The organism is Ferrimonas kyonanensis DSM 18153, from assembly GCF_000425405.1.
In the GTDB taxonomy this organism is placed as follows: Bacteria; Pseudomonadota; Gammaproteobacteria; order Enterobacterales; family Shewanellaceae; genus Ferrimonas; species Ferrimonas kyonanensis.
This window is the reverse complement of record NZ_KE384363.1, coordinates 239,288-265,247: the sequence shown is the minus strand read 5'-3', so window position 1 is coordinate 265,247 and position 25,960 is coordinate 239,288. Positions and strand designations below refer to the sequence as shown.

At 56.9% G+C, this 25,960-nt stretch carries 22 protein-coding genes and 1 pseudogene; 15 read left to right on the top strand and 8 right to left on the bottom strand.

Annotated elements, in window-relative coordinates; genetic code table 11:
- The first annotated feature begins 161 nt into the window (after positions 1-161).
- The 10 genes and pseudogenes from H598_RS0114725 to H598_RS26610 all read left to right on the top strand — a co-directional run bounded on the left by H598_RS0114725 (position 162) and on the right by H598_RS26610 (position 8,781).
- Positions 162-929 (top strand): DUF3450 domain-containing protein, encoded by a 768-nt coding sequence (locus tag H598_RS0114725; protein ID WP_028113680.1) that lies wholly within the window; start codon positions 162-164, stop codon positions 927-929.
- Positions 926-2,245 (top strand): MotA/TolQ/ExbB proton channel family protein, encoded by a 1,320-nt coding sequence (locus tag H598_RS0114720; RefSeq protein ID WP_028113679.1) that lies wholly within the window; start codon positions 926-928, stop codon positions 2,243-2,245. Before H598_RS0114725 ends, H598_RS0114720 begins: the two co-directional genes overlap by 4 nt.
- Positions 2,245-2,763: a MotA/TolQ/ExbB proton channel family protein gene (locus tag H598_RS0114715; RefSeq protein WP_028113678.1), complete on the top strand. Its 519-nt coding sequence runs from the start codon at positions 2,245-2,247 to the stop codon at positions 2,761-2,763. Before H598_RS0114720 ends, H598_RS0114715 begins: the two co-directional genes overlap by 1 nt.
- 1 nt (position 2,764) lies before the next feature.
- Positions 2,765-3,172: an ExbD/TolR family protein gene (locus tag H598_RS0114710; RefSeq protein ID WP_028113677.1), complete on the top strand. Its 408-nt coding sequence runs from the start codon at positions 2,765-2,767 to the stop codon at positions 3,170-3,172.
- Positions 3,169-3,780: an energy transducer TonB gene (locus tag H598_RS0114705; protein ID WP_028113676.1), complete on the top strand. Its 612-nt coding sequence runs from the start codon at positions 3,169-3,171 to the stop codon at positions 3,778-3,780. Before H598_RS0114710 ends, H598_RS0114705 begins: the two co-directional genes overlap by 4 nt.
- A complete protein-coding gene (locus tag H598_RS0114700; RefSeq protein WP_169629289.1) occupies positions 3,777-4,988 on the top strand; it encodes a tetratricopeptide repeat protein in 1,212 nt (403 codons plus the stop codon). The genes H598_RS0114705 and H598_RS0114700 overlap by 4 nt, the downstream gene beginning before the upstream one ends.
- A gap of 295 nt (positions 4,989-5,283) precedes the next feature.
- Positions 5,284-6,786 (top strand): L,D-transpeptidase family protein, encoded by a 1,503-nt coding sequence (locus H598_RS24520; RefSeq protein WP_169629287.1) that lies wholly within the window; start codon positions 5,284-5,286, stop codon positions 6,784-6,786.
- Between the two features lie 153 nt (positions 6,787-6,939).
- Positions 6,940-7,482 (top strand): peptidoglycan L,D-endopeptidase MepK, encoded by a 543-nt coding sequence (gene mepK / locus H598_RS0114690; RefSeq protein ID WP_028113674.1) that lies wholly within the window; start codon positions 6,940-6,942, stop codon positions 7,480-7,482.
- 129 nt (positions 7,483-7,611) lie between these two features.
- Positions 7,612-7,893 (top strand): annotated as a pseudogene (gene rplY / locus H598_RS0114685) (50S ribosomal protein L25); the annotation flags it as partial.
- A 738-nt stretch (positions 7,894-8,631) separates the two neighbouring features.
- Entirely contained in the window at positions 8,632-8,781 is a 150-nt protein-coding gene (locus H598_RS26610; RefSeq protein ID WP_156897066.1) for a hypothetical protein, read from the top strand.
- Positions 8,782-8,810: 29 nt separating this feature from the next.
- Here the strand turns inward: H598_RS26610 and H598_RS0114675 are convergent, their stop codons facing one another.
- The 6 genes from H598_RS0114675 to arrA all read right to left on the bottom strand — a co-directional run bounded on the left by H598_RS0114675 (position 8,811) and on the right by arrA (position 15,202).
- Complete coding sequence (locus tag H598_RS0114675) at positions 8,811-9,188, bottom strand: hypothetical protein (RefSeq protein WP_028113672.1); 378 nt, start codon at positions 9,186-9,188, stop codon at positions 8,811-8,813.
- A 19-nt stretch (positions 9,189-9,207) separates the two neighbouring features.
- Entirely contained in the window at positions 9,208-9,372 is a 165-nt protein-coding gene (locus H598_RS26605; RefSeq protein ID WP_156897065.1) for a hypothetical protein, read from the bottom strand.
- A 157-nt stretch (positions 9,373-9,529) separates the two neighbouring features.
- Positions 9,530-11,185 carry a GIY-YIG nuclease family protein gene (locus H598_RS0114665; RefSeq protein WP_035416010.1) on the bottom strand — a complete coding sequence of 552 codons (1,656 nt, stop codon included), beginning with the start codon at positions 11,183-11,185 and terminating at the stop codon, positions 9,530-9,532.
- 323 nt (positions 11,186-11,508) lie between these two features.
- Positions 11,509-11,859, bottom strand: coding sequence for a hypothetical protein (locus tag H598_RS0114655; RefSeq protein WP_028113669.1), 351 nt, complete (start codon positions 11,857-11,859; stop codon positions 11,509-11,511).
- Positions 11,860-11,924: 65 nt separating this feature from the next.
- Positions 11,925-12,626 (bottom strand): arsenate respiratory reductase iron-sulfur subunit ArrB, encoded by a 702-nt coding sequence (gene arrB / locus H598_RS0114650; RefSeq protein ID WP_028113668.1) that lies wholly within the window; start codon positions 12,624-12,626, stop codon positions 11,925-11,927.
- An 11-nt stretch (positions 12,627-12,637) separates the two neighbouring features.
- Positions 12,638-15,202 (bottom strand): arsenate respiratory reductase molybdopterin-containing subunit ArrA, encoded by a 2,565-nt coding sequence (arrA, locus tag H598_RS0114645; RefSeq protein WP_028113667.1) that lies wholly within the window; start codon positions 15,200-15,202, stop codon positions 12,638-12,640.
- 321 nt (positions 15,203-15,523) lie between these two features.
- On the opposite strand from arrA, the gene H598_RS0114640 reads away from it, so the two are divergent.
- The 4 genes from H598_RS0114640 (at position 15,524) to H598_RS0114625 (ending at position 20,859) form a co-directional block, all read left to right on the top strand.
- Positions 15,524-16,807, top strand: a complete 1,284-nt coding sequence (locus tag H598_RS0114640) for a cation:proton antiporter (RefSeq protein ID WP_028113666.1) — start codon at positions 15,524-15,526, stop codon at positions 16,805-16,807.
- A 289-nt stretch (positions 16,808-17,096) separates the two neighbouring features.
- Positions 17,097-18,266, top strand: coding sequence for a GGDEF domain-containing protein (locus tag H598_RS25690; protein ID WP_051252753.1), 1,170 nt, complete (start codon positions 17,097-17,099; stop codon positions 18,264-18,266).
- Between the two features lies 1 nt (position 18,267).
- On the top strand, positions 18,268-19,848 hold the full coding sequence (locus H598_RS25685; protein WP_051252752.1) for an EAL domain-containing protein: 1,581 nt from the start codon (positions 18,268-18,270) through the stop codon (positions 19,846-19,848).
- Between the two features lie 105 nt (positions 19,849-19,953).
- Positions 19,954-20,859: a LysR family transcriptional regulator gene (locus tag H598_RS0114625; protein WP_028113665.1), complete on the top strand. Its 906-nt coding sequence runs from the start codon at positions 19,954-19,956 to the stop codon at positions 20,857-20,859.
- 61 nt (positions 20,860-20,920) lie between these two features.
- Here the strand turns inward: H598_RS0114625 and H598_RS0114620 are convergent, their stop codons facing one another.
- Both H598_RS0114620 and H598_RS0114615 read right to left on the bottom strand, forming a co-directional pair.
- The gene (locus tag H598_RS0114620) at positions 20,921-21,565 is read right to left on the bottom strand and encodes a UPF0149 family protein (protein WP_028113664.1); all 645 of its coding nucleotides are present in this window, start codon (positions 21,563-21,565) and stop codon (positions 20,921-20,923) included.
- Positions 21,566-21,777: 212 nt separating this feature from the next.
- Complete coding sequence (locus tag H598_RS0114615; protein WP_035415952.1) at positions 21,778-22,620, bottom strand: ABC transporter substrate-binding protein; 843 nt, start codon at positions 22,618-22,620, stop codon at positions 21,778-21,780.
- A 617-nt stretch (positions 22,621-23,237) separates the two neighbouring features.
- Here H598_RS0114615 and H598_RS0114610 point away from each other — a divergent pair.
- On the top strand, positions 23,238-25,955 hold the full coding sequence (locus tag H598_RS0114610; RefSeq protein ID WP_028113662.1) for a hypothetical protein: 2,718 nt from the start codon (positions 23,238-23,240) through the stop codon (positions 25,953-25,955).
- Positions 25,956-25,960 lie beyond the last annotated feature (5 nt).

The following is a 25,960-nucleotide window of genomic DNA, read 5'->3' as shown; positions in this document are numbered from 1 at the left end:
TGCGGTTCGAATCAGGGTCGGTAAAACCGTGCTTAATATGCGATTTAGCCGATCTTATTTGAACTGTGATCCGGGTCATTAAAATGAGAATGATTTTCATTGAGATGCTAGGGGGTCTCTGTCACCATCCGATGCCGATCGGGGAACCCCAGAGAGAGAGTATGAAGCCCATTCACACCCTATTTACATTGGCTTGGCTGGCGTTGGTTGCCAGTGCCCAGGCCGGCGAGTCCCTTGAGCAGGCCCGCCAGACCCAGTCCGCACTCCAGCAACAAGGCAGAGCGACTCAGCAGCAGGTGGAGCGCCTCGCCGATGACACCCTGGAGATGCGCGCGGAAACCGAGCGGCTGGCTCAGGAGCTGGAGAACCTTCAGGTCTACCATGACCACCTGCAGGCGCTGGTGCAGGATCAGCAGCGGGAGCTGACGGACAAGCAAGCGCAGATCGACGGCATCGATACCACCCGTACTGGGCTGGTGCCGCTGATGTATCAGATGCTGACGGATCTCGAATTGAGAATCGCCGACGACCTGCCCATCAAGGTGGCATTGCGTCAGCAGCGATTGGCTGAGCTCCGCGCCCTGATGTCTCGCGCCGATGTCGCCGACGCCGAGAAGTTTCGTCGTCTCCTCGAAGCCTATCAAATTGAGCTGGAGTATGGCCGCAAGGTGGCGGTGTATCGCGACAGCATCAGCTTCAACGGGGAGGGCCCCAGAGAGGTGGAACTGTTGCACCTTGGGCGACTGACCCTGCTGGCCAGAAATTTGGATGGCAGCCTCTATTGGCGCTGGCATCCACAGCAGCGGCGTTGGCAGGTGATTGAGGATCACCCGCTCAGTGAATTAGAGCAGGCTTACCGGGTGGCCGGGGGGCAACAGGTGCCCCAGCTCATGAGTGTGCCGGTGTTTGTCGGGGAGGAGCAACAATGAAGGTGACTCTGATTGGATTGACCTTACTGATTTCGGCGACGGTTTCGGCGCAACCACTGACTGAGCTGAACCTGTCCAGTCAGCAGGCGCTGGCTCAGGAGCAGCAGCATAACCAGCAGCGCCAGGCGCGTTTTTTGGCCGAGCATCAGCAGGCTGAGCAGTCGTTGCAGCACCAGCAGCAGGCGTTGAGTGAGCTTCAGGCCCGGGTCGAGTCGCTGAGCCAGGCCTTTGCCAGCAACGAGCGGGCGCTGGCCGATACCGAGAAACAGCTGGCCCTGGCCAGCAGCAGCCTCGGGGAGCTTTACGGGGTGGTTCGTCAGGCGGGGGGCGAGCTTCAGCGGCAGCTCTCCCAGGGACCGGGTAGCCTATTACAACCTGAACAGCGGCAATTGGCGCTGCGATTGTCGAACACCGACCGTCTGCCGTCGTTGCCACAACTGCAGCAGATGATGGCCGTAATCAACGCCGATATCGAGGCGTCGAAACGGGTTGGACCGGTGACCTTGGCCGTGGCGGATAGGCAGGGCCAGATCCACGACCAGCAGGTATGGCGCCTGGGCCATTTTAACCTGGTGTCCGAGCAAGGTTACCTGCAACTGAACCGTGAGCGTGGCCTGGTATCGGTGTATCCGCGTCAGCCGAAGGGGGCGGCAATGCCCACGCCGACCGGTTGGCAGCCGTTGCTGCTGGATCCGGCTAAGGGCGAGCTGCTGACTCAGATGCAGACCACCCCGACCCTGGCGCAGCGATTTGAGCAAGGGGGATTGGTTGGCAAGGCCATCGCTTTGTTGCTCGCCATCGGCGGCGGCATCGCCCTGTTTCGTGCACAGACACTGGTGCGGATTCAGCTGAGCATTAATCGTCAGTTGGCGCAGCCGCAGCGGCCGTCGGACAACCCGCTTGGACGGATATTGTCGGTGTATCAGCAACATCGTCATCAACCGCTGGACACTCTGGAGCTGAAGTTGACCGAGGCGATCGTCACCCAGCAGCAGGGTCTGGAAAAAGGCCTGTCGATGTTGAAGTTGATGGCCGCCATCGCACCGATGATGGGGCTGCTCGGTACGGTGACCGGGATGATCGGTACCTTTCAGACCATTACTCAGTTTGGCAATGGCGACCCCAAGATCATGGCCGGAGGCATCTCCATGGCACTGGTGACCACGGTGCTTGGCCTGATGGCGGCGATTCCGTTGTTGTTGGCCCATAACCTGCTGTCGTCTCGAGTGCGAACCCTTCGCAGCATCCTGGAGAAAGAGAGTCTGGCGCTGGTGGCGCACCATGCCGAGCAACAAAGCCCGGTGGAGTCCGCCTGATGATCGCCTGGTGGGAGTGGCTGAGCCGGTTTATGGCTCAGGGCGGGCCGGTGTTGTGGGGGTTGGCCGGGTGCGTGTTGTTGACCTGGTTTCTGATCGCCGAACGCATCGGCTACCTGCTGCTGGGCTTTCCTCGCCAGCAGCGGCAGGCATTGCGGGCGTGGCAGCAGCGCAAGGAGCACCTGTCCTGGTATGCCAAGGCGCAGCGTCAGGGGCTGTTGGCCCGGGCCGAACGGGGCCTGCATCGCTACCTGAGTCTGATAAAGGCGCTGGTGGCCATCTGTCCCATGTTGGGGTTGATGGGCACGGTGACCGGCATGATCTCGGTGTTTGAGGTGATGGCCGCCAACGGCACCGGCGATCCTAAGATGATGTCGGCGGGCATCGCCATGGCGACGCTGCCGACCATGGCCGGCATGGTGGCGGCATTGGCGGGCCTGTTTGTCCATGCCCGACTGACGAAAAGCTGTCAACGCACTCTGCAGCGACTGGCGATCAACATGCAAGAGGTAGAGTAGGATGCGACTGTTACGACAAACCGACACTCAAGAAGACGCGGAAGTGGATCTTACTCCCATGCTGGATGTGGTGTTCATCATGCTGATCTTCTTTATTGTCACCACCTCCTTTGTGCGGGAGTCTGGCATCGACGTCAACCGCCCTCAGGCCAGCCAGGGAGCCTCCCAGGCCGGCGCCGGCCTGTTCGTGGCCATTAATGATCACAATCAGATCTTCATCGATTCCCGTCAGGTGGATGTGGAACGGGTGCAGGCCAATTTGGAACGGCTGAAGGTGGATCAACCGGACTCGCCTCTGGTGATTCAGGCCGATGAGCGGGCGTTTAATGGCATGGTGGTCAAGGTGATGGACGCGGCCAAGGCGGCGGGCATTGATGATATCGCCCTGGCAACGGAGTCGGCACCATGAAGTCGTTGCTGGCCTATGGTGTCATTGCTCTGGCGGTTACGGCCGGGCTGTTTAGTCTGATGGCCTGGATGGTGGGGGGCAGTGGGTTTCAGGCGCCCACGGCGACGACCAGGGAGCCTATCACTATTGCCATGGTTGAACGGCCGCAGCGGCTGGAACGACGGCAGCGCACTCTGCCTGAACCGCCGCCGCCGCTGCCACCTCTGCCCACCGCGACGGTGACAAACAGCAGTGACGTGACCCGGCCCATGCCTCCGAGCCTGGCGCCGATGGCGTTGTCTGACGTTGGCAGCCTGACGGTATCCATGCCGGGTAAGCCCGGGTTTAGCCAATCGGATCGTCAGGCGATGCCGCTGTATCGAGTCGAGCCGGCGTATCCGCCACGGGCGAAACGGATGCGGGCCGAAGGCTTTGTGGTGATGAAGTTTACCATCGCTGCCGACGGCCGTCCGACCGAGATAGCGGTGATGGAATCGCAACCGGTGCGGGTGTTCGATCAGGCGGCGGTTAAGGCCTTGGCGCGCTGGAAGTACCAACCCAAGATGGTGGATGGCAACGCGGTGCCACAACCGGGGCAAACCCTTAAACTGGAGTTTCGATTACAGTGATACGACGATTGTGCCTGGTTCTGATCTGCCTCTGCAGCTTGCCGCTGCAGGCGGCCATCAGTCCCTTTGTGGCCGCCAAATTACAAAAAGCCTATGAGTTGTATGAGCAGGACCAGTCGCAGCAGGCCATTGAACTGCTGGAGTCGTTGACACCTTCGTCGGCGGATGCCTCGGCCTACGTTGGCCGCATGCTGGCGGGGCTGTACTCGGCGGCGCAGCGCTACCCGGAAGCGATTGCGCAGATGCAACGGGCGCTGGACAGCGGCGGGCTGGATCCGCTCAGCGAACGCCAGACTCAACATGAGCTGGCGCAATTGCTGCTGAGTCAGGAACGTTTCGATGAAGCCATCGTCCAGTATCGGGCCTTGATTGCCAGCCGCAGCGAGGTCGATGAGGATGCTCGAGTCGCCCAATGGCATTTCGGGCTGGCGAGAGCTCAGGCCCGGCTGGCGCAGTGGCCGCAAGTGCAGACTGCGGCAGCGCAGGCGTTGGCACTGCTTGGCGACGATGAGGCTTCTCGCAACCCAGTGCTGGTGGCCCGGCAGTTGAGCCTGACCGCCCAGTGGAACCTGAAGCAATGGGCGGCGGCGGAGCAGACGCTGGAGGCGCTGCTGGCGTTGCAGCCAACGCGCCTGGCTTGGTGGCGCCAGAGCATCAGTGCTCAGCTGCAGCAAAACCGGGTGGAGGCCGCCCTGGTGACTTCGGCGTTGGCACAGCGCAGCGGCGTGCTAAAGAGTGACGCCGATCATCTGACCCTGGTGCAGCTGTTTGCCAGCCAGGGGTTGCCGGAGTTGGCCGCCCGTCATCTGCAGCACTACCTGGAGCTGGGCCTGATCGCGACGTCGGCGGAGCAGCTGCAGCAACTGGCTCGTTACTGGCAATCCGCGCGGGAGTGGCAACTGGCCATTGAGGCCTGGGAAACCGCGGCGGCGCAGCGTCCGGCGCTGTTATGGCCACAGATCCAGTTGCTGATGCAACAGCGTCAGCATCGACGGGCTTTGGTGGTGCTGGATCAGGCGCTGTTGGTGGAGTCTCTGGCAGATCGTCGTGGGGAACTGTATCTGGCGCAGGTGAATGCTCACTATCAGTTAAAACAGTATCACCGGGCCCGTGAGGCGGCGGTCAACGCCACTGAACATGGGCAGTCGCAGCGAGGCGAGTCCTGGTTGACCTTCCTTAATGGCAAGTTGGGACAGGTGTCAGGCTGAATGTCATGAAACTGCAACCTGCTGCCGTTACAGTGGCCCGCATGCGTTTGAACGCTCCCTTGTTATTGTTTTGACCTTGAAATCCCGGGCCCTCAGGCGTTCATGCCAAAGGGCCTTTTTTTTCAGTGCTCTATCCTGAGCTTTGTGATTTTTTCCGATGATTTCCCCAGTCTGTTGCCATACTTACTGCTGAATGCGAGAAATCAGCGTCGCCGCCGGCAACACCGATTTCGATAACAGCGACATAATTGGCGCCCCCAGGATGGGATTCAGGCCCGACGGTCAAGGTGGAGTGATGACCGGCTCTAAGGGGGTAGCAGTGGGACGAGTGTGGTGGTTAGTACTGGCGTTGGTCTTGGTGTCTTCCGGCATCACTGCGGCGCCGTTGTGGTTCGACAATCCGGCTCAGCGTCAGGCGGGCCAGGAGCTGCGTAAGCAGGTGAATTTCATGGCGGCGGCCAATGTTTCTCATCAGTTCAACGAGCTGCAGCGATTGCTGAATCAGGAGGCGTTGACACTGAGGCAACAGAGCGAGCTGCTGACCGAGGCTTACCTGTTGATTCAGGGGTTCAACCAAACGATGGCTTCCCGTCCCATCGGCGCCGATCAACTCGGCCAGATGCCCCTTCACCTTACCAGCCCGGAAGGCAGCGCCTTTGAACTGGCCACTGCCGTCAGCCAGCAGCGCCTGATTCAACTGGTGATCGATCTCGAACCCAGAGGCAGCGACTATCTGGCGGCTCGCCATTGGGTGGAACAGTTGCAGCAGATGGTGCATCTTAATTGGCCTCGTTTTACCGCCACCCGCCTGATTGAGCCACACCAGCGCCATGTGGAGGTGGAGCAAATCCGGGTGGTGCTGAAGCTGTTAAACGATTATCAGGGGCCGGTGTTGGGGCAGGAGTACGATGCCGACTTGGTGGCGGCGGTGCAGCGGTTTCAGCGTCGACATGGATTGGCTGCCGATGGGGTGATCGGGCCAAAGACCCGCTCGTGGCTGTCCATGTCTCCGGCGGTGCGGGCCCAACGATTAGCTCGAAACATTCTGCGGCAGAGTCACGACCGTCGCTGGTTTGCCCAAGAGTACCTGCTGGTTAACATTCCCGATTTCTCTCTGCGTTGGGTCACCCCCGAGGGCCAGCGGTTTCAGAGCCGGGTCATTGTCGGTCGCAACAGCCGCCGAACCCCGAGAATGGCCACCGAGATGGTCAGTGTGGTGGTCAATCCCAGCTGGAACGTGCCGCGCTCGATTGTGCGCAAGGACCTGATTCCTAAGATTCGCCGCAACGGCGACTATCTGGCCCAGCAGCATTTCGACGCCTATGACTGGCAAGGGAGCCCGGTCGAGAAAACGCCGCAGCAGTGGCAACAGGCCAGCTATGGCCGGTTCCCGTTTCGGCTCAGCCAGCGCCCGGGCAACCGCAATGCTCTGGGTCGTTACAAGTTCCACCTGACCAACAATCAAGCCATCTATCTGCACGACACTCCGAAAAAAAGCCTGTTCGACAAGCCCTCCCGAGCATTCTCTTCCGGGTGTGTCCGGGTTCAGGATGCGGATTTGCTGGCCCGGCAACTGGTGCAGTACGGCGACATCAGTGAGGCCAGGTTTGTTCGCTCCCGCCGCAGTAATGCCACCCAGTGGTTTAAGATGCAGCGACCGCTACCGGTGTATCTGGTGTATTGGAGTGCCTGGATGGGCCAGGACCACAAACCCCGCTATCGACGGGACCTGTATCATCAGGAGGGTGATCTCGATCACAAAATGACCATCGCCATGGGCCACCAGCTCAGCCGATAACCCCGTTTTGAATCCGATGTTTACCCCAAATCTGTAAGCGGTAGCAGAAGATTTACCAACTTGCCAGTGCAAAAAATAACCGTTAGCGTGTCGACCAACTGAGGGAAGGGGGCCTTGCCTCTTCGAGTCTTCGCTGCACTGGATAGTATTATAATGACGCATTGTGATCTTTTGCGCCGCCGCCTGATGTTGGGCTTGGGGGCATCGGCCGTACTGTGCCAACTGCCCCAGGTCGCCCTGGCCAGCCGCTCCACTCCGAAAAGTCTGAGCTTCTATAATCGCCATACCGGTGAGACCAGCAATCATACCTTCTGGATGGGGGGAGAGTATGACCCTCAGGCGTTGCAGAGCTTTAATCAGGTGCTGCGCGATCACCGTACCGGCGAAGTCACTCAGATGGATCAGGATCTGTTTAACCTGTTGTATGATCTGCAACGAAGCTTGGGTACCGATAATCGCATCGAGATCATTTCCGGCTATCGCAGCCCGAAAACCAATGCCATGCTGGCGGGGAAGTCGTCAGGGGTGGCTAAGAAGAGCTACCACACTCGTGGCATGGCCATTGATATCGCCATCCCCGGGGTCGAACTGAAGGATCTGCGCAATGCGGCGCTGGAGCTTAAGCGTGGCGGAGTGGGCTTCTATCCCCGCTCGGGCTTTGTCCATGTGGATACCGGTCGAGTGCGGCGCTGGTAACCAATCCGCTTTGCTCCCGAAAGTCGTTGGAGAAACCGCGGCCCCGTGATAAACTCCGTCCGCTTTTTGCAAAGTGCCACTGCTGGTCGCAAGCAGTGGCATTATTTTATCTGAAAATAAGGTATTACCATGTCTTTCGTATTCGAAGCTAAAGTACGCGCAGACCAGGGCAAAGGTGCGAGCCGCCGCCTGCGTCACGCGGACAAGATCCCAGCCATCATCTACGGTGGCGAAGAAGCCGCTGTATCCATCGAGCTGGATCACAACGTTATTCTGAAAGCTCAAGAAAGTGAGTCTTTCTACACTTCCGAGTTGACTCTGAACGTTGACGGTAAAGAAGTGAAGGTGAAGGTGCAGGACATGCAGCGTCACCCCTACAAGCCTAAAGTTACCCACTTGGACTTTAAACGCGCTTAATGTCGCGTTGGCTTGAAAAAGGCGCCCCGAGGGGCGCTTTTTTTGTGCCTGAATTTCTGTAGCGCGCCGCCAAGAATGAGAAACGGCGTCGGATAAAATGAGAAATTCGGGGTAGGGTGGCTGCCTGCTGATGAAGGTGAGATCGTGATGGTCTCGCCTTTTTTTGATCCTGATGGGGTGTGTTGCGTGATTCTCTACGCGATTGCTTTGGGGGGCTGAGCAGGTGCGTATGTCGCAGATAAAGAAAAACCCCGGCTCTCACCCCGGGGTTCTAGTCACCCCAATAATGAAGTGACAGCTTTCGTTCGATTCCTAACGAAAAGAGCATCTTTATACCTAGCTCGGCTCCACCTTAGTGTAGATTTATTTTTGTTGCAACCTTTTCTATCCTAGCTGTGCTGCGGGTTTCAGAGGCAATGTGAGACACCAGTGTTATAACATCTCACTTAATTCGGTTATTACGATAGTAACAACTATTTCCACTGGGTGCATATACAGGTGTGTCAGCCGAAAGTCAACCAGCTCTCGTTAGTGGTCGCTAACTTCCTGTGCTCTATATTGTATGTTTTTCATATGTTGCGCCAATCATTTTTCGGAGTTACATTATGTGGCGAGCGTTTCGCTCAAAAGCACGGAAAAACCGAGGGAATCTCTCACTCCCTTATATTTGTCACTAGCGAGCTTAGAGCCTCTTTATACCTAGCTCTAGCTCGCCTTTTTTAAGGAAGGTTTATGAGCCAAAGCGGTGAATTAGCCATACAGATTGTTTTGATTTTTGGTGCTGTAAGTGCGTTAGCCAAGATTTTTGTCGGGAATAATCTGAAAACTGGCAACATCACTATTTACATTGGGAAGTTTACTAGTAAATCACGGAAAGATTGATGATAGCCCGGGTTAGTACCCGGGCTTTTTCATGCTTCTAATTCTATTACTGGCGAGCTGCCGCTGAACTCCTGCAGGCCTTGCAGGTACTGGTAGGCGGCTTGTCTTGGGGTCATCTGCTGGTACTCGGGGTCGTTGAGGTTGAGCTGGAAGACCCGGATGGTGCGGCCGTCGCGCAGCAGGTCGACCGGCGGCAACTGGTCGCTGATGGCCTGTTCGCTGGCGAAGATGCCGACCTGAAAGGCGCAGCTGTACTGGCCGCCGGGGGTTTCCTGCACCTGGTTGTGGTCGTCCAGGGTCTGGGTCAGGCTGGTGGTGTTGTTGGTGTTTAACTGGGTGATGGCCAGGCAGGCATTGGTCAGGGTAATGCCGGAGGCCAGTTCAATACTCGGAATGGTTAACGCCATTTAAATTCTCCTTAAACGGTTAGGCTTCGGTTGAGATGATCCCCAGTACCTGCTTGCTCACCTGGGCGGTGGCGTGAAAGCGGGTGTGGCTGGTCACTTGCAGCCGGTACTGGAAGTTGCTGGTGCTGGTTGAACTGTCGTTGTAGGTGGTCGAGCTGGAGACCTGCTCGCGAATGCGGTACACCCCCAGCTCGCTGTCATAGTCGATATCCTGAAAATATGGCGGCTGAAATGGATAACCGGCAAATCGGTGCGCTAAGAGGGAGTTGGTGCCGGGGGAGCATGCCCCCGATAATGCGGGGGCAGGATGATCAGTTGGGAAAGAGGGGTTTCAAAAAAACTTAGGCAATGACGGCAGCCTGAAGCGCTTCTTGCTCTTCCTTCGCGATAACCAAGGATTCGCGATACTGTGCAGCCTCAGCTTTCATTGTCCAGTGTGCTTCAATATTAAGCTCTTCAACTACCTGTCGAAGCTCAGAAAGGGTCACTTTGAAGAACTCTCTCCGAAGGTTGACCCGGTTCATGCGACAGTAGCCAAATCTACGGTGAAGTTCATTTTCCAAGCGAGGCGCGTCTTCACTGTATATCATTGCGTGGACATCAAAATTGAAAGGCACGCTAGCATCGCCGAGCTCTTTGACTCGATCCATCGGTTCCAATCGTCGTGTCATTCCGACTTTAAACACATTTTCACCAAATGAGCCAATATTCGATATCACGTAAACGTGCCCAGTACGGGTTTGCTGAGCCATCGACATGGCCCTCTGGTTGCGGCTTTCTGCTTCTTCCCATTTCGTTTGTAGTTCGGCGAGTTGCTCTTCATAGCGAGCTTTTTCTTCCTCACTGGCTTTAGCCAGTTCTTTCCGAGCTTTTTCCATCGCCTTTTCTAGCATTCGTTCTTCTTTTTCTGCTTCTCGTTGAGCTTTCTCAAATTCCTTCTGAGCCCGCTCTTCTTCCCTGATTTTTGCTTTGATTGCCTGTTGCTCTTCGCGCTCTTTCAATCGCAGTTCTTCGGTTGCGACAGCCCACTTCAGTTCGTTGATTCTGGCTTGTAAATAGGTGTCGGTGATGCGAGCGTTTCTGAAGGCTGCGCCATGATGATTGACCAAAGCGTTAGCATCTTTTATCTCTTGCGTTAGTTTTCCAAAATTGTCCTTTTTAACTTTGGTCATGGTGGTGTCTACTTTTCCATTGAAAGCATCCAGAACAAAGTGAACGGCGGTTTTCTTTCTCTTTGGTTCAACGTAGTCGCAGTCAGCCGCTTTACCTGCGACGACCATGGATTTGGTTACTTGTCTGCACTCTTTAAGTTTTTTCCCGGCGTCTTTATGCTCGAATTCTTCGGCTAGGTCATCAAGAACGTGGTGGTTTGGAATGATGTACTCATCTCCATAGCCATCTATGAGGTTGCGCATTGCACTGGCGGTTGCTTCGTAGCTTTCAGCGTGTTCTTTGGCTTCAATAGCACTCCCGGCTATGTTCTCTGCCTGAGTTCGAGCCTGCTCGACGATGCCGGTTGCGGTAGTGTGTGCTTCGGATACGATTTCGGCCGCCTTTTCAGCTGCAACCTTATTTCTGGCAGTGGCTTTCTCTCGAACCTCTTTGGCTTCTTGTCGGATTTTCTTTGCTTCGTCTAGGAGGCTTTGTCTGTCTTGTTGGGCGTATCGTTCTATGTCCAATGCGTCGCTTTTGGCATTTGCGATAATGCGGGCGACGTCCGCTTTTCCTTTTGCCAGAGCATCTTCTGATTCCTTTTCTACTGCTCTTTTTTTCTGTTTCTCCCAGGCTGCAACCTCTTCTCTAATGCTCTTGGCTTCTTCATCGGCGTCCACAATGGCTTCGTATTGCCAAAGGTGGCTGGTTTTATCTTTGATCTTATCCAGTTCTTCTTGAAGTGAATTTAATGCGGATTTGTCTCGGTACCTGAAATAACCTTGAACCGCGATGACAGTAAGAAGCGGGAGCAGCACTAGCAGCCCTGTTGTTTGAAAATCCAAATCAGATACCTCTAGATGCAATGTTGTGCGCTATGCCTGCCCCTTTAGGGATACATTTTTATAAGGGGAAAGCACTATATGAACAGGGTAAACCCACTGTAAGCATCATCAAGCATGAGTTTTTTGTAAGATGCCAGATTTTGCAGATTACTGAATTATTGGGACTTTATCCAGAAGTGAGGCGGATCTGGTCGGTGATAGAGCGGTACCCGCTGTTGGGTTCGTCCTTCTTGCTATAGGTCAGTGAAATGTTCAGTTACTCATTCCTTTATGATCGTTGATTGTTGGGGGAAATTTTTTACTTCGAAATCTATGGAAGATGGTCAATCAAACAGCCGTATCTCATGGGGCTGGCGGAACACAATCACTCGGCTGGCCAGTGCCGTCAGACTTGGATCCAGAGAGAGGTTGCCGGATTGCAGCACAATCAAGGGGATACCGGCGCGGGCACAGTAACCGGCGGCAACGGCGATCTGCAGCAATGGTGCCGACGGAGCGGCGATCACCATCTGTGCCCGTTGCAATTGTCGCAACAGTGGCTTGCCCGGAGCAGGGTCATCGTCCGTGGTGGTGATGAGATCCAGGCCCTGGGCTTGCAATTGGCGGCAAATGGCACGGTGCTGAGGCGTCTGCTGCGAGTGCGGCTGAGACAGCAAGTGGGTTACAAGTGGCATGGTGGCAAGACCGTGGGTTGCGAGGAGAAAGGGCAGCGGCCGGGGCCGCTGCCGGTATTGGCGGCCTAAACTGTGTGCACGTTAAAGCTGCGAATGTAATACACCCTGGGTTTGGTACCCGCTTCCGGTTTCAGCTGCATCGGCGTGTGCAGCTTGATAAGCCGTGAGACATCGCTGTTGGGATCGTCCAAATCGCCGATGACCCGGGCACCGGCCGGGCAGGCGTCGACACAGGCGGGCTGCAGACCGACGGCCTGGCGGTGATCACAGCCGGTGCACTTCTCCACGGTTCGGCGTGGACGGGTTACCGGGTAGGTATCACCGCGCTCCGGGTTTTCGTGGGGAGACCGGTGGGCGCCGGAGGTCATCAGCACCTCTTTGGGAGAGACGGTGCCGCCAGCCACCAGAGCATGGTCGTCCTGCCAGTAGCGGTGCGGGGTCTGCTTGTTGAAACTGATGACGCCATAAGGGCAGGCTCGCTCACAGCGACGACAGCCGATGCATTTGTCGTTATCCTGCAGGGTTAGACCGTTGTCCGCTTTGTACATGGCACCCTTGGGGCACACTTTGACACAGGCGGCGTCCTCACAATGGTTGCACAAAGTAGGGATATAGCTGTAGCGAACGTCGGGGAAGGTTCCCTCGGTCCTGGTGATGTGATGGGACCATTGGATGCCATCTGCCGTGTTGTTTTCCGTCTTGCAGGCGAGGTCACAGCCGCCGCAACCTACGCATTTTTGCAGGTCGATAACCATTCCAAATTTCATCTGTTGTTACCTCACGCTTTTTCGATACGGATACGGGTGTGGCCATAGAAGGCCGAGGCGCCGCTGAAACGATCATAACGGGCGGGGATAATGGCGTTGTTGCTGCCACCGCGCGGGGTGATGCCAAACTCCTTCGACGCGTGGCGGCCGTATGCCCAGTGGCCCTGACCAAAGGCCTTGGCGACGCTGCCGGGGCGCACGCCTTCCCACAGTTTGGCAACGCAGGTCAACTCGCCGACGGTGCTGATGAGGCGGATCTTATCGCCATCCTTAATGCCCAGAGTCTTGGCGTCCACCGGGTTGATTTTGGCCACGTCTTGGTGGGCTTCATCCCCTGGGGTCAGATCGCCAAACTCATAAAACCAGGGGCTGTTCTGCGAGCGTCCCTCATGGCTGAGTCGGGACTTGTGATCCACCAGCAGCAGCGGGAAGGTGGTGGCATCGCCGTCGCGAACCGGCTGCTGATAGTGAGGCACGAAGGCTTTTTCACCGAAGCCGGTGTATTCGCAGGCTTTGACCACCTCGTCAATGGACACGTGGTGGCGCTTGGCGTGTTTGGCCAGAGCGTGCTCGAGCGTGACGCTGTAAAACTCAAACTTGTGCGTCTCGGTCTTAAATTTGCCCCAGCGCTTGCGGTATTCATAGGGGTGAGAGTTCCAGACGCCGCGCTCCACAAACTCTTTCCAGCCGGACAGGGTTTCGCCATATTTGGAGGCATCGTTGTGCCAGAGCGGGGCGGTGACGTATTTCACCGCAATTTCGGCGAACTCTTCCGAGTCCTCGGCGGGCTTGCCTGTCTCAGGATCGACGATCTGCTCATTGATGTAGCGCCAGGCATTGTCGAAGCCTTTATCCGCCAGCTTTTTCGCCAGCAGGTAGGGCACCTCGGTCTCATCCTGACGGGTGTCGTACATCCGCTCTATACTGGGTCGTTGCAGCGAGACATGGCTGACGCCGTTTCCTGCCGCCGCCAGCACCCCCCACTTTTCAAACATGTGGTGACTGGCGGGCAGCAGCAGATCGGCAAACCAGCTGAATTCGGAAATGTTGGTGGTCACGTGCGCCATGAAGGGCACTCGGCTCAGGGCGTGTTCCCAACGCTCGGTTTCCGGCGCGGAAAACGCAAAGTTGTTGAAGTAGGCCAGCATCACCTCGATCTCATAGGGGTCGGCGTTGATGATGCCGTCGGCGGCGTTGTTGGTGACCACGCCCTTACCGGATTTGCCTTTCTTCATGGCCGGGAATTGCAGACGCCCGCGCTGGTCAATTTTTTCGTGCTTCTTGCCCTTTCTGGCGATGTCATCCAGATAGTCATCGGCGTCGGGGAAGGACTTGTTGAGCGGTGCCTTGTTGTACGGGAACAGGCCACCTTCATTGTCGATGGCACCGAACAGGCCGTTGAGGGCATGACAGGCCATGGAGGTGTAGGTGCCGCGGGTCTGCATGATGGCGCCTCGAGCGGTCCAAACCTGCACCGCGGGTGCGGCGGCCCCCATCTCTTTGGCCATGGTACGAATCTCTGCGGCCTTGACCCCGGTGATGCTCTCACCCCATTCGGCACTGTAGTCTTTGAGGGCCAGGTTCCACCACTTCACCAGGCCGTGGCTGTAGCGATCGTCGAACAGGGATTCTTCAATCTGCTTGCCGGCGACGAAGTGGTTGTTGCCATCTTTGAAGTCACCGACAAAGGGTTTGTACCACAGCCCGGCAACCAGGGATTCGTGGGCGATGGCCAGTGCCAGAGCCGAATCCTGGCCGGTTTCGATGGGGATCCACTTGTGGGCTTTGGCCGCGGAGGCTGACAGGCGAGGGTCGACCACCACCACCTTGGCGCGATCCAGAGTGTTGCCCCATTCACTGGAGTAGAAACTCACCTGACGGTTGGAGGCGATGGGATCGGCGCCAAAGGAGAGAATGTACTTGGTGCTCTTGACGTCGTACTGATTGTAGCCCCAGTTGCCGTCTTGAAAGAAGGGGCCCATCTTATGGGCTTCGGCACAGATGGCGCTGTGAGAGATGTTGTTGGGCGAACCAATGATCTTGGTCATCTTGTCGTACAGCAGGTCTCGGGCCAGGGAGTAGCGGCCGCGAAGCAGGGCGTATTTGTGGCTGTCACCACGTTCTCGCAGTGCCAGAATGCGATCGGCCAGCATATCCAGGGCCTTGTCCCAACTGATGGGCACAAACTTGGGATCCTCGTGGCGGCCCTTTTTCGGGTTGGTGCGCATCATCGGCGTTTTCAGACGGTCCTGGTCATAGACCATCTGCAATCCCAGGTGTTGGCGTGGACAACCCGCGGTATCGTGAATCTTGGAGTAAGGGTTGCCGCGAACCTTGATGGCACGGCCATCCATGATGTACACCTGTTTGGCGCACCAGGAGGTGCAGCCCTGACAGGTGGTGGGCACCCAGGTGCCGGTGTTGGTACGCAGATCCACTTTGGGCAATTCGGCGGCAATGGCATCCATAACCGGAGCAAACGCGAAGCCACCGGTGAGCCCGGTGAGCAGGGTGCCGGCGGCGCCAGTGCGGAGCAACTGGCGGCGGGAAACATCCAGTGTGTCAGTTCTTTTCATTAATATATTCCTATATGCGAATATCCATTAATAAAATGCAGGATTAAGCCGGTGAATTCCGAGGGCTGGATCACAGCGGCCGTGGTCAGCGCGGATCTGGATCGCGAATGTCGTTTTTTACGGTGCGGCCGCTGGTTGGTTTCGCTAGCCAGGGCAAGTCGAAGGTGAGGTTTGTGCCGTTGGCTTTACGCCGTTGATTCGGTTTACTTTAGTACCTGACTGTAAATTGCCCGCCAGTGCACTACACTGCGGCCTCAATATGGACAGCGATGAGGCGGTCGCCTGCGGCACGCCGGTCATCGACAGAAAAAAGGAACGGTTATGACGGTGTACGTCACCCTGTGTGCCATCGCGGCGTTGGCGATGCTGATTGCGTTTATCAACAGCAAAATTGGCCATCTGCAACCCACCATTGCCATTACCGCGGGCGCGTTGCTGCTGTCACTGCTGATTGTGGTGGCGGGTAACCAGAACTGGTTTTACCTGCGCGATGTGGCCGGTACCTATCTTGGCCAGTTAAACTTCGAAGACTTTCTGCTCAAGGGGATGTTGGGCTTCCTGCTGTTTGCCGGTGGCTTGGGGATCAAGCTGCCGAACTTGGAAGATCAGAAGTGGGAGATCGCCTCACTGGCGCTGGCGGCGACCCTGATATCGACCTTGTTCATTGGCGTGGCCTTGTACGGGCTGTTTGCTCTGCTGCAGATCCCCATCGATTTTGTGTATTGCTTGTTGTTTGGTGCCCTGATTTCTCCCACGGACCCCATCGCGGTACTGGCCATCGTCAAGAAGCTGGATGCCCCTAAACGGATCGCCACTCAAATCGAGGGCGAGTCCCTGTTCAACGATGGTTTTGGCCTGGTGTTGTTCGTCACCTTGTTTACTGTCGCTTTTGACAACCAGGCCCCGACGGTCGCAGGGGTCGCCGGCTTGTTTTTACAGGAGGCCGGCGGCGGCATCCTCTATGGCCTGGTGCTGGGATGGGTGTTTCATCTGCTGATCAGCGCCACCGACGATCACTCCATGGAGTTGCTGCTGACCCTGGGCATTCCCACCGGCGGCTATGTGCTGGCGGACGCGATCCATGTGTCCGGTCCGTTGGCGATGGTGGTCTCCGGTATCATGATCGGCAATTGGACTCGCCATACCGGCTTCTCCGCCGAGAGTCAGCGTAATCTGGATCATTTCTGGGAGCTGGTGGATGAGTTTCTCAACAGCGTACTGTTTCTGCTGATAGGCATGGTGATGCTGCAGTATCAGTTTCATCATGAGGACTGGATATTGATGGTCATCGCGATTCCCGTGGTGCTGGCAGGGCGCTACCTGAGTGTCAAGGCCTGCTATCTGGGCTTTCGGCGTTTTCGGCACTACAACCCGCTGTCGGAGCGGATTCTGACCTGGGGCGGGCTGCGGGGCGGCCTGGCGTTGGCGATGGCGATGTCGGTGCCCGCCGGGGTGATGGTGGTACCTCAGAAGGGCATAGACATCAAAGAGATCATATTGGTGATGACCTATTCGGTGGTGGTGTTCTCGATTCTGGTTCAGGGGTCCAGCATCACCGGCATGATTCAGTCAGCCAAAGCTCAGCAGTCTGATTCGTCCGACTAGGGCGGTTGCCATGGCCGAAGTACGGGGTCATGGTAGCCACTGCCGTCGCTGCCTGACGTTACTGCGCCAGCGTCAGAACGGAGTTGCCCTAGCCCAAAGAATCAACGTATTGATTAAAAATAAAAAAATTCACTTTGGTTTGGAATGGCGACCAGAATCGTCATTTTGATTAAGATTCAGTCAAAGTCCAAACAAGGCACACTGAAATTCCTCTGGGGTACACTGCGGCCCAATCAACGCCCTTTCGGGGCCAGCAGAGACCAGATGGGGTGAGTACCGGTGAACAGCGATGCCTGAACGGCGTTACCAAGAGGTTGTCGAGGCGATTCAGGCCCGTAATTTTCGCCAGGGAACTCAGTGGGTGTTGTTGGCGACCTTCATTACCCAGGCACTGTTTTTTGCCAATTACTGTTTGCACCTGAACAGCTACTCGGCCAGGTCGCAAGGGCTGGCCGCCACACAGTTGTTGGCCTGTTTGATGCTGATTCTGCTGTTCAAGACTCAGGTGAGTGAGGTGAGACCGGCCTGTCGCTGGGTTCGGGTTGGCCTGGCCGCCTGTTGCGGCCTGGCCTGGAGCACTCTGTCCATCAATATTGTTGAAAGCTGGATGGAGTTTCAGTCTACCAAGCAGATCTTTGTGCTGGGATGCCTGTCGATGGTGATTGGCTGGTACACCAGTCGCACCATGCTGGCCATCGGCACCTCGATGATCATGCTGTCCTTCGTCTACCTGACCTACCTCTACAGTGGTTTTCAGTCGGTGACCACCTATCTGTCGGTGCTGAAGTTTCCGGTACTGGTGCTGCTCAGTGCCCATTTCCTGCGCAAATGGTACTTCTTCGGAATGGATCGCTACACCGAAAACTTGAAACTGATTGCCCGTTTCAAACAGGAAACCTATCTCGATCCACTGACCAACGTCGCCAACCGCCGTGGCTTCGATAAGGTGTTGACTGAAGCGGTGACTCAACCCGGTCGCCATGGTAACCGATTCTGTCTGGTGCTTATCGATATTGACTACTTTAAACTCTACAACGACAACCTCGGCCACGATTATGGCGATCATTGCCTGCGCAAGGTGGCTCAACTGTTGCAAAGCGTGGTCGACCGCAACAACGACAGCCTGTGTCGTATTGGAGGCGAGGAGTTTGCGGTGCTGCTTGGCGGCTGTGATCTGCGAGCGGCCGAGCAGGTGGTAACGGCGATGATTGCCGCCCTGAGACGTGACAACATTCCCCATCCGGCCTCGCCGGTTTCCCACAGAGTCAGTGTCAGCGTTGGCGTGGCGCAGTGGCGGGCGGGTGACACTCAGCAAACCCTGTTTCGAAGGGCGGATCAGGCGCTGTTTGCGGCCAAGCGCAATGGGCGGGACGGTTGGGTCTCCGATGACGGTGGGTTGCCCGCTTCCTCGCCCGCTTCCTCGCAGGCGCCGGCAGAGCTTAAGGAACAGCAGTACTAATATGCAAGCCCGTTTGAGCAGGCGCCAGTTGTCGGCGCTGATGGCGGTTACTTCGCTGCTGTTGACCTTGCCAGTGATCCTGTGGTGCCTGTTGCAGTCGTGGAGCGCCCATCAAACCGCCGTGATGCAAAATATGCAAGGGGTCAGCCAGGGCATTCGTGCCGATGTGTTGCAGTCGGTAATGACCCTCAATGCCCAGTTTCCTACTCCCGAGTGCAATGAGGCGCTGATTCTGGCGATGCGCCAGGCCGACTACCAGGCTAAGTACCTGACCTACTTTTCTTTGGTGAACAAGGACCACATTGTCTGCAACTCCTTCGAGGGGCATCTCGAGGTGCCCGTGCCCTTGTCCAAGCCGGACGTCGAGTTTCGAAGCGGGGCCTCGTTCACCATCAACGAGCGGGTACCACTGTTCTCCTCTGTGGTGTTTGGGCGAACCGTAAGGGTGGATAATTTCCTGGTCTTTTTAGATTATCCGGACACGGAGTTGGAGGGCTCGTTGCCGTGGCTGCACTATTCCAGCTACGACTATGGCAGCGGCCGCCAGGTGCGGGTCTATGGAGAGGACGAGACCCGGTTGCAGCGGCTGGAGTTTGATCTGGCGCCCCGTTCTTGGATGGAGCAGGGATTTTGGGTGAAAAGCCTCTGTTTTCAGCAGTTGCAATGCATCGTGGCGGCGGTGGACATTCGGGGCTACTTTCGTGGCCAGTGGCTGGCGACGCTGCTCATCATCGCCTTATTGGCGGGCAGCGTGGTGCTGTTCTACCTGCTGGGGGCCGCCTGCCATGATCATCTGTACGGTTTGTCCAGGCAGGTTCGCAAGGGCCTCAATCCGCAGCAGTTGAGTCTTCACTACCAGCCGATACTGGACACCGGCAGCGGCCTCGTCAGTGGTTGTGAGGTACTGTGTCGTTGGCAGCGAAGCGATGGCCAACCAGTGCCGCCGGATGACTTCATTCCTGTGGTGGAGCAGTGTGGCCTGACGGCCCATCTGACCGAACAGGTGACCCGAGGCTGCCTGCTGGAGTTGGAGCAACTGGGGCTGTTGGGCAGAATGCGCGTTGCCATCAATGTGTTTCCCCAGGATATCGCCACCGGCCATATGGAGCGGTTGCTGACCCGGTTGTTACCGCCGCACCTGTATGGCTGGATCACCATCGAACTGACCGAGAAGCGCATTGACGATATGGACAACCTGGTTGAGCAGGTTAAACGACTGCGGAACCTGGGGTTCCAGGTCGCCATCGATGATTTTGGGACTGGGTTTTCCAACCTGGAGTCGCTGCAGAACCTCAAGGTCGACATTCTGAAGATTGATCGCTCCTTTGTCTGCGGGGTGGAAGCCCCGTCGTTGAAGCGCTCTCTGGTTGAGCACATCTGTCAGTTGGCAGACACGCTGGCATTGAAGGTGGTGGCGGAGGGGGTGGAAACCCGCCATCAACTGCAGTATCTGCACAGCGTCGGTGTCGACTATACCCAGGGTTATCTGCATGGTCGACCCATGCCGGCGGCGCAACTGCGCACGTTCCTGCAGCAACATTCGCTGGCCAGCCACAATGTGTTCAGTTCGGCCCATTGGTAGTGGCCGGGCAGATATTTTCATTTGTCTATTGCTATGGCCGCTTGATTGAGTCCAAAATGTGAATAGACATCTATTAAACAATCAATTGTTCTAATTCTGGCAACGATGGATCTATTAAAATCGATACGGATATTCAGAGCGGTGCTGGAGCAACAGAGTTTCTCCGCCGCCGCATCCTCGTTAAACCTGGTGCCGTCGGCGGTCAGCCGGCAGGTCAGCGAGCTGGAGCGCCATCTCGGGGTGCAGTTGCTGCAGCGGACCACCCGCTCGGTGCGGCTGACCGACGAAGGGCAGCGCTACCTGGCTAAGATGGAGTCCATCTGTAAAGAGGTGGATGGGCTGTACGGTAGCACTCAGACCGGCGATGGTCTGGCCGGCACCATTCGACTGGTGGCGCCGGTGCTCTTCGGTCAGTCGATCCTGCCAACGGCGTTGGCGGAGTTTGGTCGGGAAAACCCCGGGGTCGCCATCGAACTGAGGCTGCTGAACCGGCAATGCGATTTGGTTCAGGAGGGCTATGACTTTGCCATTCGAACCGGTAAACAGCCGGATGCGGATGTGGTGGCCACCAAGTTAACTACCATGCGGATGTTGACCGGGGCCTCGCCGGGGTACCTGGCGTTAAACAGCACTCCTAAGCATCCTGCGGATCTGGCAGATCATAACTGTTTGATCAATAACGTTCACCGTACGCCGCGCTCCTGGCTGTACCAGGAGGGGGGCCACCGGATTCCGGTCAAGGTGGATGGCGACTTCGAAAGTAACGACAGCCTGTGCATTCGCGCCCAGGCGCAGGCGGACCGCGGGGTGGTGCAACTGGCGGATTTTCAGTTGTGGCGGGCATTTGATACCGGCGCCCTGCGTCCTGTCCTCAGTGACTATGAACCACCAGCAGTGCCGGTGTGGCTGCTGCATCCGGCACAGCGGTTTCTGCCCGAGGTACAGCGGGCGCTGATGCAGTTTTTGTGTGATTACCTGAAACGCAACCCTCTGAAGCGAATGCCGGTGTAATCGAGTCGTGCTGGAAACGAAACAGGCTGCCATTGGCAGCCTGTTTGCGTTGTGAGGTCGATCAGTGACTGGCGGAGTCTGGATTGATCATGGCGTTGACCGGCTGGTTGTTGTCATCCAGCTCCATTTGCGACCAGCCGTGCATGTAGTCCATGGCTTCGGCGATGGCCTCCAGCAGCATTTGTGGCTCTGGCTCGGCCTGCTCGTTGCGCCAGGCCAGCGCATGCTCCTCTTCGCTGCCCAGAGTGGCCAGGTACCCCATCATGTGGCTGCAGGATTCGACCTCTTGTAACTGCTCCGAGTCGCAGATCTCCTGCCAGTTTTCACGCAGCACCATGTAGCCGGTCATAAAGCCGGCGCACCAGTGGCGCAAATCCTGGGGAATGGTGCGTGCCTTCACCTGTTCCAGCAGTGGCTGGCAGCGGGGGGAGAGTACTTGGCCCTTTTCCACCACTTCATTATGCAGCTGGTTGTAGAGGGTGAACAGCATCTCCATGGTCTTGTTCTCAAAAGGCCAGAGTTCTTTTTCCGGTTTCATGTTGGCGATGTGAGCACTCCACACGCCCGGATCGATGGTCCGTGGAAAACAGTGGATGTGGGCCAGATAGCCGCGACTTTGCATCAGCGTCATGCCGCCGAACTGGGCCGCTTCGTCCAAAACCTGAGTTAGTTGTTTCTCTTCTGATTTGGTCAATTTTTCGTTCATTAACACTCGAGCCTGATCAGGGGAACCCTATAAGTTTGGGCAGATAATGCCAGTTGTACTCTGACATTTTAATGCTCTGGCGCAATGTTATGAAAATAAAATTCAGTTTTTGGGCTGGGTTCAGTGATCCACCAGCTTTGGCAAGAGAGGGCGGGATGCGCAGGAGGTGATTAGAAACCTGACAACCCGCCGGAGCGAAGGGGTGCAGCCGCTTAGTGGCTGATAGTGGTATCGGCGATGCCGGTGTACATGGCGGCGCCGTGATCGGCTTTACCGTACTGGGTAAGAATCGACTGGCCGGCCTCGGAGCCGACAAAATCGATAAAGTGCTGGGACAGTGTGATCGCGGCGGCGTCTCCCTGGCTGCCACGCAGGGCGTGGTAGGTATTGACCAGGATGGGGTCGCCGGCAAATAGCACCTTTAATTTTGACAGGTTGGCTTTTTCTGCCACCCAGGTGGAACTGTCGGTCATAAAATAGCCCTGCTGCTGATTGGCCTGACGTAAGGTGGCGCGCATAAACTTGCCGGTGACCCGGTACCACTGACCCTGAGGCGAACGCTGGGCCTTCTCCCAAATCATCCGCTCTTTCTTGTGAGTGCCAGAGTTGTCGCCCCGGGACAGGAACAGCGCCGAGCTATCGGCTATCTGCTGATAGGCTTGGGTGATGCTGCGTGCATGACGAACCTCGGCGGGATCCGAGCTGGGTCCCACCAGGTAGAATTCGTTGCTGCCAATCAGGGTGCGCTGTGTGGCCCAGCCTTGTTCGACGGCCTGTTTTTCGGCGGCGGGGGCATGCACCATAACCATATCGACGTCGCCGGATTTCAGCAGGGACAGGGACTTGCCGGAGCCGGCTTTGACCCAGCACAGACGGCTGTCATGCCGTTGATTAAAGTCTTCCGCCAGGGCTTTGAGCAGGCCCAGCTCGCCAGGGCTGCCGGTTGCCAATTTGAACTCAACCTGGCCATCGCCATAACTGGCTTTGCATTCGATGGCATGAGCCGACAGGGTCGCAAAACACAGCAGGCCGGTAATCAGGGCACGATACGCCATGGGAAACTCCGAAAAAAATGGCGCTGCGGCGATGGATGCACAGTCGGGCCGCAGCGCCCAAGGGAACGTCTGCGGGCATGGTTGATCTGTGATGGGTTTTCAGCAAATGTGAATTCGAAGTGATGGGATGTGGATCAACATAAAAAACCTTTATAGAACAAGGATTACAAGGAATAACCATCAGGCTGGGACAAAATGTCCCGCAGTGAGAAAAAAGGAACCGGTGCCAGGCACCGGTTCAAGGCGATCCTTGATGATCATTCACTCGAGCCGCCGACTCGAAACCTGAGAAGAAATCCGCGACGGACCGAGACATCGAAAAGGCAGTCATCAAAGTGATGCTCGGTGATGACCTTGAGCGGCCACCGGCCGGGGCTGCGACGTACCGTTGTTGGGGCCGCAAGCCTTTGACTTGAGCTATTTCTAGCAGCCCGATGCTGCATTTTTGTGTCTTTTTTGTTTCTGGCGGCCGTTTCGTTGTGACACAAATGGGCAACAAAGCTGCAGCCTTAGTGACATGAAATCGTACCGGGATTGTCACAATTTCTGTCTAGCTTCCCAAAGCACTATGTAAACAGAACCGTAAACAGGACTCTGAGTTCTTGGGGAAGAAAAAGATGGAATGGAATAAGCGTTTTGCTGTTGGAGCATTGACGACCTCGCTGCTGTTGGCGGGCTGTGGTGGAGACATCAACCTGAATACCGGTGGTGATACCGCTCAGCCACCGGTCACCAACCCGGATCCGGTTGACCCGAGCGACCCTATCGCCGACAAGTACAGTGGTTTCGCCAGCCGCAGCGACAGCATCGGCGCGGTCGATGGCAAGCAGGTCTGGCGCCTGGAGGGGACGTTGATTGGTCCCGAGGGGGCTGCCAATGGCCAGTTGACTCTGGGCAACGACGTGGTCTGGGAGTTGTCCGGGGCCGTGGTTGTCGGCGGAGACAATGAGAATCAGACCACGCTGAATGTGCAAGCCGGCACCAAGATCCTGGGTAACAGTGACGCCTACCTGGTGATCAGTCGCGGTTCTCAAATCAACGCCCAGGGCAGCGTTGATGCGCCCATTATCTTTACTTCCCTGCAGTCTGGCCTGGGGTTGGAAACCGGCCGCGGTCAATGGGGTGGGCTGGTGCTGCTGGGCAATGCGCCGACCAATAAATGTCCGGATCTCAGCAGCTGTGATCAGAGTTTTGAAGTGGGCAACCATGCCTTTGGTGGCGATGACACCGAAGACAATTCCGGTACGCTTAAGTACGTACGAGTAGAGTTTGCGGGATTCAAAATCAACGACACCCAGGAACTCAATGGCGTCAGCTTTGCCGGTGTGGGTTCCGGGACCAGCGTCGATTATCTTCAGGTTCACATGAACGATGACGATGGGGTCGAGTTCTGGGGCGGTAACGTCTCAGTCAATCACCTGGTGCTGACCAACAACCTGGATGATTCCTTTGATTGGACCAACGGCTGGAGTGGTTCGGCGCAGCATGTGTTTATTCGTCAGCAAGACAACAACGCCAACCGAGGCATTGAAGCTGACAGCTCCAAGAGCGGCACCGACACGCCGGTATCCATGCCGGTGTTGTCTAACCTGACTCTGCAATTGGCGGGGGGCACTAATGGTTCCGATGACGATGCCGAAGGGATTTTGTTCCGGGTTGGCACCGGCGGCAGCGTCTACAACGCTCTGGTCAAGGGCGGCGTCGATACTGGCGAGTGTCTGGAGGTGAATGATGCCTCGACCGTGGCCAACGCCAACAGCGGCGATCTGAGCATCAGTCACAGCCTTATCGATTGTGTCGAGCCGTTCAAGAGCAGCAAGGACGACAGCGATGTGGTTATCCTCGACACCCAGGCCTGGTTCCTGGGGCAGGAGGGCAACCTGGCGGTGGCGGCAGACCTGAACGATTACCAGCCTAATCCGTCGTCTCCGGCCCTGTCCGGTGGTAAGACCGAGCTGGCGAACCTGGACTCGCGCCTGGTGGACGCCGATTACATTGGGGCCTTTGATGGCAGCACCGACTGGACGCTCGGGTGGACCACCGACATTCACGATGAGGTCGATGCGCCGGTGACTCAACAGCCACTGACGTCCTGCCCGGCGGGTACCAGCAATGATGCCGCATCGGCAGCGTTGATACAGGGCATCGACCTGGTGTGCACCCTGCAAGGCAACTATACCAGCAGCCTGACCCTGCTGGCGGGCACCAACGTCAAATACAAACTGGACGGCGGCGCGGTGGTCATTGGTGGTGACAACACCAACTCCGCCACCCTGGCCATTGAGGCGGGGGTGGAGCTGTACGGCACCAGCAACAGCTACCTGGTCATCAGCCGCGGCGCTAAGATCATGGCCCAGGGAACCGCCGAGGAACCCATCGTGTTTACCTCCGAACAGGATGTGACCGGGCTGGCGACCGACCGCGGTCAATGGGGCGGTCTGGTACTGCTGGGCAATGCACCGACCAACAAGTGCCCGGATCTGGACAACTGCGATCAGGGCTTTGAGGTCGGCAATCACAGCTTTGGCGGCAACGACAGCAGCGACAGCAGCGGTCAGCTTAGCTACGTGGTGGTGAAGTACGCCGGCTTTAAAATCAATGACACTCAAGAGATGAACGGCATCAGCTTTGCCGGTGTGGGGGCCAACACCCAGGTAGACCACATTCAGATTCATGCCAATGGCGATGATGGGGTCGAGTTCTGGGGCGGCTCGGTAAACCTGAAGTACGTGTACCTGACCGACAACTTCGATGACTCTCTGGATTGGACCAATGGCTGGACCGGTAAGGCTCAGTACGTGTTCATCACTCAGGAAGACAACAATGCCAACCGGGGGATCGAAGCGGACAGCAGCAAGTCGGACCCGCTGGGGCTGCCGATGTCACAGCCGACCCTGTCTAACGTCACCATTCTGCCTGCCCAAGGCAACAACGGCTCCGATGATGCCGAAGGGATGATTCTGCGGGTGGCGACCGGAGCGCACCTGGCCAACCTGATTATCCAGGGCGGCGCCAATACCGGTGAGTGCCTGGAGATCGACGGCGACGACACCTGGGCCAACACCCAGAGTGGCGACATCACCTTTACCCACAGCATCATCGACTGTGTCGAGGCCATCAAGGACGACGGCTATGACACCACGGCCTGGTGGACGGCTCAGCAAGGCAACAGCCTGACCGATGCGATGCTGACCAAGGGCATGCCTGCCGTCGGCTCGCCGGCACTGGGGGCGGGGAAAGACATGAGTGGTGATGCCTTCTTTGATGCCACCGATTACATCGGCGCCTTTGATGGTGTCACCGACTGGACTGAAGGGTGGGCATTTAAGCCGTAATGCCG

Bases quoted from the DNA above. Each gene is read 5' to 3' on its own strand.
- arrB (WP_028113668.1), bottom strand. From the start codon at position 12,626: ATGAAATTTGGAATGGTTATCGACCTGCAAAAATGCGTAGGTTGCGGC.
- H598_RS0114720 (WP_028113679.1), top strand. From the start codon at position 926: ATGAAGGTGACTCTGATTGGATTGACCTTACTGATTTCGGCGACGGTT.
- H598_RS26610 (WP_156897066.1), top strand. From the start codon at position 8,632: ATGAGCCAAAGCGGTGAATTAGCCATACAGATTGTTTTGATTTTTGGT.
- H598_RS0114655 (WP_028113669.1), bottom strand. From the start codon at position 11,859: ATGCCACTTGTAACCCACTTGCTGTCTCAGCCGCACTCGCAGCAGACG.
- H598_RS0114705 (WP_028113676.1), top strand. From the start codon at position 3,169: ATGAAGTCGTTGCTGGCCTATGGTGTCATTGCTCTGGCGGTTACGGCC.
- H598_RS25685 (WP_051252752.1), top strand. From the start codon at position 18,268: ATGCAAGCCCGTTTGAGCAGGCGCCAGTTGTCGGCGCTGATGGCGGTT.
- H598_RS24520 (WP_169629287.1), top strand. From the start codon at position 5,284: ATGACCGGCTCTAAGGGGGTAGCAGTGGGACGAGTGTGGTGGTTAGTA.
- H598_RS0114610 (WP_028113662.1), top strand. From the start codon at position 23,238: ATGGAATGGAATAAGCGTTTTGCTGTTGGAGCATTGACGACCTCGCTG.
- H598_RS0114620 (WP_028113664.1), bottom strand. From the start codon at position 21,565: ATGAACGAAAAATTGACCAAATCAGAAGAGAAACAACTAACTCAGGTT.
- H598_RS25690 (WP_051252753.1), top strand. From the start codon at position 17,097: ATGCCTGAACGGCGTTACCAAGAGGTTGTCGAGGCGATTCAGGCCCGT.
- H598_RS0114715 (WP_028113678.1), top strand. From the start codon at position 2,245: ATGATCGCCTGGTGGGAGTGGCTGAGCCGGTTTATGGCTCAGGGCGGG.
- H598_RS0114675 (WP_028113672.1), bottom strand. From the start codon at position 9,188: ATGGCGTTAACCATTCCGAGTATTGAACTGGCCTCCGGCATTACCCTG.
- mepK (WP_028113674.1), top strand. From the start codon at position 6,940: ATGACGCATTGTGATCTTTTGCGCCGCCGCCTGATGTTGGGCTTGGGG.
- H598_RS0114640 (WP_028113666.1), top strand. From the start codon at position 15,524: ATGACGGTGTACGTCACCCTGTGTGCCATCGCGGCGTTGGCGATGCTG.
- H598_RS0114725 (WP_028113680.1), top strand. From the start codon at position 162: ATGAAGCCCATTCACACCCTATTTACATTGGCTTGGCTGGCGTTGGTT.
- H598_RS0114615 (WP_035415952.1), bottom strand. From the start codon at position 22,620: ATGGCGTATCGTGCCCTGATTACCGGCCTGCTGTGTTTTGCGACCCTG.
- arrA (WP_028113667.1), bottom strand. From the start codon at position 15,202: ATGAAAAGAACTGACACACTGGATGTTTCCCGCCGCCAGTTGCTCCGC.
- H598_RS0114710 (WP_028113677.1), top strand. From the start codon at position 2,765: ATGCGACTGTTACGACAAACCGACACTCAAGAAGACGCGGAAGTGGAT.
- H598_RS0114625 (WP_028113665.1), top strand. From the start codon at position 19,954: ATGGATCTATTAAAATCGATACGGATATTCAGAGCGGTGCTGGAGCAA.